Source organism: Fervidobacterium gondwanense DSM 13020 (genome assembly GCF_900143265.1).
Lineage (GTDB): Bacteria > Thermotogota > Thermotogae > Thermotogales > Fervidobacteriaceae > Fervidobacterium > Fervidobacterium gondwanense.
Window position 1 is genome coordinate 1 of record NZ_FRDJ01000009.1, and the last position, 12635, is coordinate 12635.

Genomic DNA, 12635 nt, shown 5'->3' on the forward strand with positions numbered 1-12635 from the left:
CTAAGATTACGTTGTTTAACCCTTCCTTTTGCTTAATAATTCTTATTTTTTCCTCTAACATTTTAATACCATCTATGGTATTATTAATCTTGAAAGGGCTAATCAAATCAATTCCACGATAATCAGTCATCCTAACCCAATGATTTCTTTTAGCAACATCAATACCGACAATTAGAGTGTCTTGAGAAATTCTTGAAACTTTTGGATTAACATACTTTTGTTCCATGGTATCGCCTCCTGATTTTAGTGTGATGGGGTAATTATATATTATCAGGAGGCGATACTTTTTTCAAAATCTATTTTTCCTTACAGGAATGCTTATTTAGATTGTTTTTCTAAAGCTTCTTGGTAATTCTCAGTCAAGTACCTTGCAGCGTCTTCAGGCGGTACTGGGTTGATATAAAATCCAGAACCCCATTCGAAACCTGCTACACGTGTTAAGCGTGGAATGATCTCAACATGCCAGTGATAGTAAGTCTTGCCTTCCTCAAAAACTGGTGCTGTATGTATTAAGAAATTGTATGGCGGATTGTTGAGAACAACATAAATTCTGTGAAGAACGTCCTTCATTATCCTTGCAAAAGATCTTACCTCATCTTCAGTTATGCTGCCAAAATCATGTGAATGCCTCTTTGGAAGAACCCACGTTTCAAATGGAAACCGAGCTGCGTAAGGTTCAAAAGCTATGAAGTGTTCGTTTTCTTCGATCAATCTTCTGTTTTCTATCTTTTCTTGGTTTATCATATCGCAGAAGACACATCTCTCTTTGTACGAATAGTAATCCTTGGCACCGTCAAGTTCCTCTTGGACAGTCTTTGGAACAACCGGCGTTGCAATAATTTGGCTGTGCGGGTGTGCCAAAGATGCCCCGCCTTCCTTTCCGTGATTTCTGAAGACGAGAATATATTTGACTCGTTCATCTTTTGCCATCGTTCTGAACCTTGTTACGTATGCCCAGACTACTTCCTCAGCTTGCTTGTAATCATACAGAGCAAATGTTGATTCATGATCTGGAGTTTCAACGATAACTTCGTGGTATCCAAAACCGGTCATAGCATCGTACATTCCATGACCGTACCTATCTACTGGTAACTCTGGATCAACAGCTGGAAATTTGTTTGACACAACTCGTACCCACCAGCCTGGCGTGTTTGGTTGGGTATCAGCTGGCCTGAAAGCCAAAATTTCTGGCGGTGTTGTATGCTCATTACCGTAGTCGAAAGGACAGAACGCAACTTTAACTTCTTCTGGCTGCACCTGAAAATCATGCGGTCTTTTAGCTCGTTCCGTTGAGATGATGACCCATCTTTTTACCACGGGATCTTTTCGGTATTCTGGCATATGAATTCCTCCCAAGTTTTCATTTCTTGCATTCTATTGGTTTTACTGAACTTTAGATTTCGCACGTTGGTAGAGTTTTACATATTCCTTTGCCGAACTGTCCCAGGTTAAATCTGTAGACATTGCGTTCCTTATCAGAGTACCCCAGTGTTCCTTATCGTTGTAGAAGTATACGGCCTTCGCTATGGCTTCAAACAGATGAGCTGGATCAAAGCCTTCAAAGCCAAATCCAGTTCCTTCTTTCGTAATCGGATCATATTCTTTCACTGTATCTGCAAGTCCACCAGTGTACCTAACGATAGGTATTGTGCCGTATCTCAGGCTGTACATCTGCCCTAAACCGCAAGGCTCATATCTCGATGGCATTAAGAACATGTCACTACCTGCGTATATCTTTTGCGCAAGAACCACATCGAATTTCAAGTTTATCGAATACTTATCAGGATATTTTTCACCAAGTTTCTTAAACATTTCTTCGTATTCTTCATCTCCTGTACCGAGAAGAACAAACTGAATGTCAAGCAAAGACACGTAGTCCATTATTTCAGCCATAATGTCCAAACCCTTCTGAACTACAAGTCTGTTTATCATACCTATGACAGGTACATCTCTTTCAGGAAGACCGAGCTCTTTTTGAAGCATCCTTTTATTTTCCTTTTTCTTTTCTATGGTATTTAAATCATAATTGACGTAAATTCGCTTGTCTGTTGCTGGGTTGTACTCTTCGTAATCTATACCATTTAAAATACCATATAAGTCTGAGGATCTCATTCGCAGCACGCCATCCAATTTTTCACCGTACTCCTTAGTTTGTATTTCCCTGGCGTAAGTTGGGCTTACAGTGTTGATAATGTCTGAAAATATTATGCCGCCCTTAAGGAAGTTCATTTTTCCATAAAATTCAAGACCGTCTATGTTGAAGAGATAATCAGGTAGCCCAGCAAATCTCATGTACGATGGTTCATAAATTCCTTGGTATCCTAAATTGTGAATCGTAATCATGGAAGCTGCTCTGGATATTAAATCATCGTTTCTGTAAACAGTTTTCATGTACACTGGGATCAAAGCGGTCTGCCAATCATTAACATGAACCACATCGTAAGTGAAATTCAGCTTTTTTACCGCTTCAAGAACAGCGTTAGAGAAAAATATCGCTTGCTCTGCCAAATCAGGTCCAGCGTATACCTCATCTGCACTGAAATAATATTCGTTCGCTATAAGAAAGACATTGACATCTTTCGTTCCTGGCAATTTTGTTTTGTATATATCAAATTTCTCAGTTGTTGATAGTACTGGAAGTTCAATTCCTTCAGAGAGTTTCTCGATGGTATAACCAAATTTCGCAGCATTTTCGTCTACCTTTTTGTGATATGGCATGTAGATATCAACCGTAACGCCTTGTCTTTCAAGATATTTCGGAAGCGCTCCAACTACGTCAGCTAAACCACCAACTTTTGCAAACAGATAAACTTCATACGACACCATTGCTATCCTCATTTCTTTCACCTCCTAAAATAATCACTTGCTCTAATAAATTCATCATGAGTAAATACTATGTAGTCACACTTCGAGCCTATTTTGTTTATGAAGCGTGCACAGTCATCTTTTCTTAACCACCTTATTATATCATAAAACTCTACTTTATTCATTACGATATCTCCCGTGTAAAGCACACGGCCCATATTGTAAGTTTCAATAACAAAAGACAGATGTTCCTTTGCATGCCAAGGGGTGTGAAAGACAGTTACCTTACCATCGAAAAGTTTACTTCCAGCATCTATTTCAATTACGCGCTTCCATGAATTAATTATTTCCAAATACAATTTGCTTTTAATTATTCCAAATTTACTGTAAGGCTTATTCTTATAAGCTGGGTGGATATAAACTGTAGCATTTGAAAAAAGACGTGTAGCGTATGCGTGGTCTAAGTGCAAATGAGTAAGTAATATATCGGTTATATCCTCGAGCTTGATGCTTCTTTTTTCAAATTCTTCTTCCAAGAAATGAAAAGACACATAGTCTCCCGGGTCGATAAGCACCTTACGTTCGTTGTATTCTAATAGTACAGGTGTGGAGTAAGCAACTTCTACTGTTTTAGGCACCCTTATGCTACCACCGTAGGATAGTATGTGTATTCTCATGCGTTCATTCCTCCTTGTACATCGTGTATTCAACCCATATTCTATATGATACCACACCACTTTGTAGATTCTCAAGAAACTTGTTGAAAATGTCTAAAAGTATATGATATAATAAATGTACCTTAGTACCTAATGGAGGTGGAAATATGAAGTACAGATGCACTGTTTGCGGTTACATTTATGATCCTGAAGTTGGAGATCCAGATTCCGGCATCAATCCAGGCACACCGTTTGAAAATCTTCCAGACGATTGGACATGCCCAGTTTGCGGAGTAAGTAAGGATATGTTCGAACCTCTTGAATAATTTCAAACCTATTCAAGATTTAATTTCAGAAAGACAAAGTCAATTCGGGGGGCATGCCCCCCGATTTATCCATAAATAATATTATTGAAATATTTGAGAAGGAGTTGATTATATTATGGTAAGAGTTAGGTTTGCTCCAAGCCCAACAGGTTATTTACACGTAGGTGGGGCAAGAACGGCTTTATTCAATTACTTGTTTGCAAGAAAGATGGGCGGAAAGTTTATACTGAGGATAGAAGATACGGACATCGAAAGATCCGAAAAAGTCTTCGAGGAACAACTGATAAGTGCGTTGAAATGGTTGGGACTCGATTGGGACGAAGGACCAGACATCGGTGGTGATTATGGGCCATACAGACAGAGTGAGCGCACAGAACTTTATCATAAATATGCACAAGAGCTTGTCAAGCAGGGAAAAGCTTACGAAGTCTATGCATACCCTGAAGAAATAGAGGCCATGAGAGAGCAGCTTTTGGCAGAGGGTAAGCCACCTCACTATACAAGAGAGATGCTTGAACCTTATAACACAGAAGAAAGAAAAAGAGAGTACGAAGAAAAAGGATTAAGACCTGCAATTTACTTCTCAATGCCGAGAAAGGATTACATAATAAACGATGTTGTAAAAGGTGAGGTCGTTTTTAAAGCTGGTAGCGTTGGTGACTTCGCACTCCTTAGAAGCAATGGCATGCCAACATACAATTACGCTTGTGTTATCGATGATGGACTGATGAAGATAACTCATGTTTTGCGTGGTGATGACCACCTTTCAAATACAGTTAAGCAAGTTGCACTCTACGAAGCATTCGGTTGGGATACACCTGTTTTTGGACATGTCTCAATGATACTCGGTCCTGATGGAAGTAAACTGAGTAAGAGGCATGGTGCAACTTCTGTAGAAGAATTTAAGTCGAGAGGCTACTTACCAGAATCATTGGTGAACTTCTTAGCATTGCTTGGATGGTCACACCCAGAAGGAAAGGAAATCTTGACAAAGCAAGAATTAGTAGAAAGTTTCTCATTGGAAAGATTAGTAAAGAATCCGGCAATTTTCAACCCAGAGAAATTGCGCTGGATGAATTCAGAACACATAAGGATGAAACCGGTTAGGGAAATCGTGTTGTTAGCGAAAGAATTCATGAGTAAAGATATTGATGAAAGCTACTTGGAAAAGATAATCCCAGCAGTTAAGGACAGAATAGAAGAACTTTCGCAATTGCCAGAACTGACAGAGTTCTTCTTCAAAAGACCAGAAAATTTGCCAGAGAAAACACCAGAAGCGCATGAAACGTACGAAAACTTGTTAAACGAATTGAAGAACATAGAAAATTGGAACAAGGAAAGTATATATGCAGCGTTTAAAAATGTGATGAAAGGTGCAAAGCTTAAAGGTAAAGATTTCTACATGACGCTAAGACTTGTACTCACTGGAAAACACGAAGGTCCTGAGCTAATTGATATATTGGAGATACTCGGCAAAGAAGAAGTGCTTGCAAGGATAGAGCAATTCCTAAGTAAGTGATAAAGAAATAACATTTGGAGCGTGAGTGGAATGAGCCATAAGGTACATATAACGGACACGCTAACAAAGAATAAAGTACCGCTTGAAACAATCGAGCCAGGAATAGTTAAGATGTACGTCTGTGGACCTACCGTGTACAACTACATACACATTGGAAATGCCCGTCCAATGGTTGTTTTTGATGCATTTAGGAGGTTTCTCGAATTTGTTGGTTATAAGGTGATAATGGTTCAGAATTTTACAGACATCGACGACAAGATAATTAACGAGGCTAATGAATGGGGAGTTGACTGGAAAACAGTTGCAGATACATTTATTGCAGAATATTTCCACGATGCGCATTTACTTGGTGTAAGGGCGGCAAACTATCATCCCAGGACAACCGATTTTGTTGAAGATATAGTAGAGGCTGTTAAGAGAATTATTGAAAATGGATACGCATATCCTGTTGAGAATGGTGATGTATATTTTAGCGTTAGGAAATTGCCAGGCTACGGTAAATTATCAGGGAAAAATCCGGACGATTTACGTGCCGGGGCACGTGTGGATATAAGCGATGCAAAGAAAGACCCTCTTGATTTCGTTTTGTGGAAATCGGCCAAGCCCGGCGAGCCAAAGTGGGAAAGTCCATGGTGTGCAGGAAGACCAGGATGGCACATTGAATGTTCAGTAATGTCTCAAAAGCTCCTCGGTGATATGTTCGATATCCATGGTGGCGGTGAGGACTTAATCTTTCCGCACCACGAAGATGAGATAGCACAGGGTGAGGCTTTGACCGGTAAGCCACCTGCAAAATACTGGATGCACAACGGAATGATCATCGTGCGTGGGGACAAGATGAGCAAATCTCTGGGAAATACATTCATGGTTAGAGAAGCCGTTAGAAAATACGGTAAAGATGGCGTCAAAATTTTCCTTCTGTCCAAACACTACAGGTCACCTATGGAATTCTCAGATGAAATCTTGAGCGATAACATGAAAGCCGCAACGAGAGTTCATAATACTTTGAAGAGGTTTACAGAAAAATACAAGTACCCGTTGGTTCCAAAAGAAGATACTGAAATGAAAGAATACATAGACAAGTTTGTTGAAGCCCTCTCTGACGACTTTAATACACCAATAGCACTTTCGATAATCTTCGACGTGTCAAAAGAATTGAACAAAGCTATGGACAGTGGAGATGATCAGAGGGCCCTTAAAATGTATCACTTGATTAAGCGTGTTTTCGGACCTGTATTGGGGATATTTGACGCAGAAATTGTCACAACTGAGATTTCATCAGACATAGTCGACAATGTAATTCAAAAGGTTATAGATCTGAGAACTGAATTCAGAAAACAAAAGCAATACGATTTAGCCGACAAGGTGAGAAATACACTGTTAGAAGCAGGTGTGAAGTTACTCGACACACCAGAAGGAACGAAATATGAGATAGTGGAGGGAGAAAAATGAGATATACGCAGTTTTACGCGCCAACTTTGAAAGAAGCCCCGGCAGATTCCGAAGTTCCAAGCCAAGAATTACTCATCAGAGCTGGGTTCATAAGAAAAATAGCCGCAGGTGTTTACACTTACCTACCACTGGGTAGAAGAGTTCTTTTAAAGATTGAAAACATAGTTAGGGAAGAAATGAACAAAATAGGTGCAAATGAGATTTTGATGCCAATAATTCAACCTGCTGAACTGTGGAAACAATCGGGCAGGTGGGAAGATTACGGTCCTGAGATGATGAAGTTGAAAGACCGCCATGGACGAGATTTTACATTGGGACCAACTCACGAAGAACTCGTCACTTTCCTCGTTCAAAACGAATTGAATAGCTATAGACAGCTTCCAATAACACTTTACCAGATGGCAAATAAATACAGAGATGAAATCCGTCCAAGGTTCGGAGTCCTGCGCGCAAGGGAATTTATAATGAAAGATGGCTACAGTTTCCACGACAGCTGGGAGTCTTTGGATGAGACTTATCAAGCTCATAGAAGAGCTTATTCAAACATCATGGAGCGCATAGGTCTGAAATATGCCGTTGTTGAAGCGTCGTCCGGTGCGATAGGCGGTAGCGAAAGTCACGAATTCGTGGCTTTTGCCGACACAGGGGAAAGCAATATACTCTATTGTGAGTGCGGTTACGCCGGTAATGACGAGAGAGTACCATATGTTGGTGATATCGTGTACGACAATGAAGATGAAAAGACCATTGAAAAAGTCTACACTCCAAACGTAAAAACAGCACAAGATGTTGCTGATTTTCTTGGTGTTCCGGTAAGAAAAATCGTTAAAACGTTAATCTACAAAGGGCGAAATGGCTATTTCATGGCATTAGTACCTGGCGATAGGGAACTAAACGAAGAAAAACTTAAAGCTTTCATTAATGACCAATCATTAACATTTGCAACACCTGACGATATATATAGAGATTTTGGAGTTCCTATCGGATTTTTAGGACCCGTTGGAGTCAAGGGTATAAAGATAATAGCGGATAATCAAGTAAAAGGCATGAAAAACTTTGTTGTTGGTGGAATGGAGAAAGATTACCACTTCGTGAATGTAAACGTTGGGCGAGATTTTGTGCCAAGTGAATGGACAGACTTGGTTGTCACGACAGCAGGTGACCCGTGCCCACATTGTGGAAAGCCCATGAACATGAAAAAGGGTATCGAGCTTGGGCATATATTCAAGCTTGGCACAAAGTATTCAGAAGCTATGGGAACAAAATACATGGATAGAGATGGGCAGCTCAAACCATTCATCATGGGTTGCTATGGTTGGGGTATATCACGAACGATGGGTGCGATCGTTGAACAACTTTACGACGAAAAAGGTATCATATGGCCGCTATCTGTTGCACCGTTTACCGTTGTAATTACACCAGTGAGCAGTAACGAGAATTTGATGAGTTTTGCAGAAAAAGTGTACAAATTCTTGTCAGAAAAAGGCGAAGAGGTTCTCTTCGATGACAGAAATGTCTCTCCTGGCGTAAAATTCAGCGATGCTGATCTAATAGGTATACCATTCAGAATGACTATAGGTAAGGCATTAAATGAGGGCTTCGTAGAAATTAAACGGAGAACTGGGAAACAATTGAGAGTCGAAGCCGACTTGGAGAAAATATACGAGGTCTTACAGAAATCAAAAGAAGAATACAGTCCGCACGAAAGGTATTAGTTTTGAGAGCTCACCACCCTTAGCGTTTCAAGGCTTAGGGTGGTTTTTTTAATGCACCAGAAAGGAGGTGTTTTTTATGGCACTTTCGAATATTGAAAAGGAAAGTAAATACATCTACCGAATTAGAAAAACGGGAAGCATGAAGGTGGATGCTGTTGTTCTTTCTGACTATGAGACGATAGATGAAGACGCTGTAGAACAAATTAAGAACGTTGCCACTTTACCAGGGATTGTTCATTACGCCTTAGCGATGCCAGATATACATTGGGGATACGGTTTCCCAATAGGTGGAGTAGCTGCCTTTGATATAGAAGACGGTGTTATAAGTCCTGGTGGAGTCGGATTTGATATAAATTGCGGTGTCAGAATGCTTGTAGTTGAAGGACATAGTAATCTGGTAAAAGATAATTTAGAAGTGATTATTCAACGGTTGTATGAAGCAATTCCTGTGGGGGTTGGAGAGAGAAGCGAGAAGAAATTTTCAAGAAAGGAATTTAAGGAAATTGTCGAAAAAGGTGCTAAGAAGGTTATCGAATTAGGTTACGGCTACCAAGATGATTTGGAAAGAATTGAGGACTTTGGCTGTATAAGAGAGTGCGACTTTTCAAACGTCAGCGAAGAAGCTTTTGAAAGGGGTAAAGACGAGCTCGGAACACTTGGAGCCGGGAATCATTTCTTAGAGGTTCAGGAAGTTGCGGAAGTTTACGATGAAGAGGTAGCAAAGATATTAGGAGTAGAAAAGGGAATGATAACTGTACTGATCCACACAGGGAGCAGAGGATTTGGACATCAAATAGCAACGGACTACATAAAGCTGATGAGGGACAACTTAAAAGAACACAACAAAAATCTCCCTGATAAGCAATTAATAAACGCACCATTTAAAAGTGATTGGGGACAGAAATACTACAGTGCGATGAATTGTGCAGCGAATTACGCTTTTGCAAATAGGCAGATAATAACACATCTTATCAGGAAGGTTTTCAAAACTGTCTTAGGAGTAAATGTAAGGGTTATATATGACATAGCACACAACATCGCTAAAGTTGAAGAGCATGTTGTAGATGGAAAAAAGAGAAAACTGGTTGTACATAGAAAAGGAGCGACGAGAGCTTTTGGACCTGGCAATGACGTACTCCCGGAAATCTTCAAAAGAACTGGCCAGCCAGTCATAATACCTGGAAGTATGGGGACAGCTTCATACTTGCTTGTCGGTACAAAAAAGGCCGAAGAGATGACATTTGGGTCAACAGCACATGGTGCGGGTAGAGCCCTTGGAAGGAGAGAAGCAACAAGGGAACTTTCAACCGAGAGAGTCCTTAACGAGCTCAAATCCAAAGGCATAAAAATAATGGCAAAATCTAAAAAAGGTATCGTTGAGGAAGCTCCCGAAGCTTACAAAGACGTCGATAAAGTTGTTCAGATAGTCGATGAACTTGGAATATCACTCAAAGTGGCAAAATGCATCCCACTCGGAGTGATGAAGGGATGAGAAATTTTCTGAGATTTCACAAAGACAAGAATGAGTTTTACTTAACAGTTGAAGGGGTATTTTCGACTCCTTATATAGTCTTAACGCAGACAGCTATATTTACAGCAATTGCAATATACTTCGGTCTGAATGAAGTATCACTTGGATTAGCAGCCTCATTCCCGATGGCGTTTCAGATATTCCAAATTTTTGCACCATCAATAATAGAAAGGATTCCAAGCAAGAAAATCCTTCTTGGTTTTTTTAACTCGGGTAGATTTCTCTGGCTCATACTGATACCCTATCTTTTCGCAGAGCATAAGCCCCCGGAAATATTCATAACCGTTTTCGCGATAAGTCAGATATTCGCCGCTCTTGCTGGTAACGTCTGGATAAGCATTGTTTACGATACAATAAGTCCCGAGAGAAGAGGTAAGTACCTTGGTTTGAGAAATTTCTTTGTCTCATTTATGACTTTACTAACGTTTTACTCTTTCTCTTTAATAAACGACTCAGTAAAGAAACCTTACAGTTTCTTGTTAATAATACTAGCGACAGAAATAACTACCATTATATCTCTGATGGCGATAGCACCTATCGAAGAAAAGAGGTCAAAACGGGCAGGTACATTCAACGATCTAAAGATAGTGCTTTCAGACAAGAACTTTATCAAGCTCTCAAAGGCATACTTTTTTTGGAATTTTGTTGTACTCATGGCAGCACCATTTTTTCCATACCACCAATTAAATAATTTAAAATTACCAATGACATATATAAGCTACACATCTATAACGGCTTCCCTGCTCTCTATGTTATTTTATACGCTATGGGGCAAACTTGCAGATGAGTTCGGGCACAAAAGTGTGCTTATAACTGGTTTGGCAATAGTATCCATGACACCAGCGATTTGGATTTTGATGAATGAACGTGATTGGATATTGGCTCTTACGCTCGATGCTATACTGTCTGGGGTTGGATGGGCTGCTGTTAACCTTTCAATTATCACTTTACCGATGGAAACAGCTTCGACTAGCTCACCGATGTACTTTGCTGTTTTCTCGGCACTTGGTGGATTAGGTGGTATGCTTGGGTCAATGATTGGTGGGCCTATTGCGAGAATGTTCAACCATTTTGATTTTTACATTGGAGAGTTTCATATTTTCGGACTACAGATATTCTTTATCATTGAAAGTATACTCAGATATCTAACTATACCACTCTTTGCAAAGATAACGACTAAAAAGTATGTCACACCTTCAACTTTGTTCATGAACGCTATATCGATTCTCTCAGGACGCCAAGCAATAAGGATACATGAAGGAACAAGATCAGAGGTTGTTATTGGAAGGAAAAGGGTCAACAGATGGTGGTGAATGGACAAAACAAAAGCTGGGATTGATCCCAGCTTTTTTGATATTTCTTATTACTGTTTTTATTCCTTTTCAACCTTCACTGATTCAGCATATTGTTCCACTTCTGAGATTACTCCATTCTCAAAAACTATCTTTGGTGAAGGAATACCGTTGAAGTTTGTGGCATATTCTGAAGTGTATGCGCCTGTCGCATGGAAGTAAACAAGATCATCTATTGTGGTGCTTTTCGGCAACTGAGCGTCATAGTACATAACATCAACACTATCACATGTCGGACCTGCTAAAACAAATGTTTCCAATTCCTCGTCTTCTTTGCCATCAACTGTTATTCTGTATCTGATGTTTTGAATAGTTTCTGTCAAGCCATGGAATACACCTGCGTCAAGATAAAGCCATTTTTCCTCACTTTTTTGGCTTCTGAGTATAACTCTTGTAATCATTATACCCGCATTTCCAACCATCGATCTTCCAGGCTCAACTATTACTGTTATATTATCTCCAAGATACTCTTCAACTGCCTCGTTTATAACCTTTGCAATATCTTTCACCGCCGGAATACTTCTTACGTACTTGACTGGCATTCCACCACCAGTATTTATCATTGTCATCTTCACACCAAACTCTTTTGCTTCCTCAAAAACGATCGCCGCTTCCCTAATAGCCGTGCGCCAGTTTTCTGGGTTGTAGTTTTGCGAACCAACGTGGAAACTCAAACCGATAGGATTTAAGCCATTTTCCTTTGCATATTTAACAAGTTCAATGGCATGGCTTACGCTTGTACCAAATTTCCTTGTTAATGGCCAATCGGCGTCGTCTTCCATTCCATTTGTGCTGATTCTCACGTAAATATTCGATCCCGGTGCAACAGCTGCAATTTTCTCTATCTCCATTTCGGCATCTACAGCGAACATCCTAATTCCATTTTCATAAGCGAACTTTATATCTTCTGTTTTCTTTATTGTATTTCCAAAGCTCATTCTATAGGGTTCAACTCCAAGTGATAGAAGTTTTTCAATCTCGCCTCTTGATGCAACGTCGAAATAACTACCTAAATCCCTTAGAAGTTTCAGAATCTCAACGTGAGAATTCGCTTTTACTGCGTAATATACTTTACAGTTCTTAATATTCTCCACTAAGTTTAAGTAGTTCTGTCTAACTACTTCTAAATCCATTACTAAGACTGGTGTTCCGTAATTGCTTGCTATTGTTCTGAGTTTTTCCATCTCTTTTGTCCCTCCTTGTATAAATTATCGAACTTATGATAGAATATATATGCCAAAATATACATAAACATGAGTTTAAAATATTGTGGTATTAT

The 12635-nt window shown here is 39.7% G+C and carries 10 protein-coding genes and 1 pseudogene; 6 read left to right on the forward strand and 5 right to left on the reverse strand.

Annotated features, from left to right (window positions below; all coding sequences use genetic code 11):
* The 4 genes and pseudogenes from BUA11_RS07565 to BUA11_RS07580 form a co-directional block, all read right to left on the reverse strand.
* Positions 1 to 226: pseudogene (locus BUA11_RS07565) on the reverse strand (IS110 family transposase); the annotation flags it as partial.
* A gap of 92 nt (positions 227 to 318) precedes the next feature.
* Positions 319 to 1341: a galactose-1-phosphate uridylyltransferase gene (galT, locus tag BUA11_RS07570; RefSeq protein WP_072760133.1), complete on the reverse strand. Its 1023-nt coding sequence runs from the start codon at positions 1339 to 1341 to the stop codon at positions 319 to 321.
* A 42-nt stretch (positions 1342 to 1383) separates the two neighbouring features.
* Positions 1384 to 2838, reverse strand: coding sequence for a glycogen synthase (locus BUA11_RS07575; protein WP_072760135.1), 1455 nt, complete (start codon positions 2836 to 2838; stop codon positions 1384 to 1386).
* Between the two features lie 5 nt (positions 2839 to 2843).
* Complete coding sequence (locus BUA11_RS07580) at positions 2844 to 3482, reverse strand: MBL fold metallo-hydrolase (RefSeq protein WP_072760137.1); 639 nt, start codon at positions 3480 to 3482, stop codon at positions 2844 to 2846.
* A gap of 146 nt (positions 3483 to 3628) precedes the next feature.
* Between BUA11_RS07580 and rd the strand changes: the two genes are divergently transcribed.
* The 6 genes from rd to BUA11_RS07610 all read left to right on the forward strand — a co-directional run bounded on the left by rd (position 3629) and on the right by BUA11_RS07610 (position 11317).
* Positions 3629 to 3787, forward strand: a complete 159-nt coding sequence (gene rd, locus BUA11_RS07585) for a rubredoxin (RefSeq protein ID WP_072760139.1) — start codon at positions 3629 to 3631, stop codon at positions 3785 to 3787.
* Positions 3788 to 3902: 115 nt separating this feature from the next.
* A complete protein-coding gene (gltX, locus tag BUA11_RS07590; protein ID WP_072760141.1) occupies positions 3903 to 5306 on the forward strand; it encodes a glutamate--tRNA ligase in 1404 nt (467 codons plus the stop codon).
* 30 nt (positions 5307 to 5336) lie between these two features.
* Positions 5337 to 6758 carry a cysteine--tRNA ligase gene (gene cysS, locus BUA11_RS07595; protein ID WP_072760143.1) on the forward strand — a complete coding sequence of 474 codons (1422 nt, stop codon included), beginning with the start codon at positions 5337 to 5339 and terminating at the stop codon, positions 6756 to 6758.
* Positions 6755 to 8473, forward strand: coding sequence for a proline--tRNA ligase (locus tag BUA11_RS07600; protein ID WP_072760145.1), 1719 nt, complete (start codon positions 6755 to 6757; stop codon positions 8471 to 8473). The genes cysS and BUA11_RS07600 overlap by 4 nt, the downstream gene beginning before the upstream one ends.
* A gap of 76 nt (positions 8474 to 8549) precedes the next feature.
* The gene (locus BUA11_RS07605) at positions 8550 to 9965 is read left to right on the forward strand and encodes an RtcB family protein (protein ID WP_072760147.1); all 1416 of its coding nucleotides are present in this window, start codon (positions 8550 to 8552) and stop codon (positions 9963 to 9965) included.
* Positions 9962 to 11317, forward strand: coding sequence for an MFS transporter (locus BUA11_RS07610; protein ID WP_072760149.1), 1356 nt, complete (start codon positions 9962 to 9964; stop codon positions 11315 to 11317). Before BUA11_RS07605 ends, BUA11_RS07610 begins: the two co-directional genes overlap by 4 nt.
* A gap of 59 nt (positions 11318 to 11376) precedes the next feature.
* Here the strand turns inward: BUA11_RS07610 and BUA11_RS07615 are convergent, their stop codons facing one another.
* Positions 11377 to 12540: a type III PLP-dependent enzyme gene (locus tag BUA11_RS07615; RefSeq protein WP_072760151.1), complete on the reverse strand. Its 1164-nt coding sequence runs from the start codon at positions 12538 to 12540 to the stop codon at positions 11377 to 11379.
* Positions 12541 to 12635: the final 95 nt, after the last annotated feature.

Coding starts and splice junctions, on each gene's coding strand:
- galT (WP_072760133.1), bottom strand. CDS start 1,341: ATGCCAGAATACCGAAAAGATCCCGTGGTAAAAAGATGGGTCATCATC.
- BUA11_RS07575 (WP_072760135.1), bottom strand. CDS start 2,838: ATGAGGATAGCAATGGTGTCGTATGAAGTTTATCTGTTTGCAAAAGTT.
- BUA11_RS07580 (WP_072760137.1), bottom strand. CDS start 3,482: ATGAGAATACACATACTATCCTACGGTGGTAGCATAAGGGTGCCTAAA.
- rd (WP_072760139.1), top strand. CDS start 3,629: ATGAAGTACAGATGCACTGTTTGCGGTTACATTTATGATCCTGAAGTT.
- gltX (WP_072760141.1), top strand. CDS start 3,903: ATGGTAAGAGTTAGGTTTGCTCCAAGCCCAACAGGTTATTTACACGTA.
- cysS (WP_072760143.1), top strand. CDS start 5,337: ATGAGCCATAAGGTACATATAACGGACACGCTAACAAAGAATAAAGTA.
- BUA11_RS07600 (WP_072760145.1), top strand. CDS start 6,755: ATGAGATATACGCAGTTTTACGCGCCAACTTTGAAAGAAGCCCCGGCA.
- BUA11_RS07605 (WP_072760147.1), top strand. CDS start 8,550: ATGGCACTTTCGAATATTGAAAAGGAAAGTAAATACATCTACCGAATT.
- BUA11_RS07610 (WP_072760149.1), top strand. CDS start 9,962: ATGAGAAATTTTCTGAGATTTCACAAAGACAAGAATGAGTTTTACTTA.
- BUA11_RS07615 (WP_072760151.1), bottom strand. CDS start 12,540: ATGGAAAAACTCAGAACAATAGCAAGCAATTACGGAACACCAGTCTTA.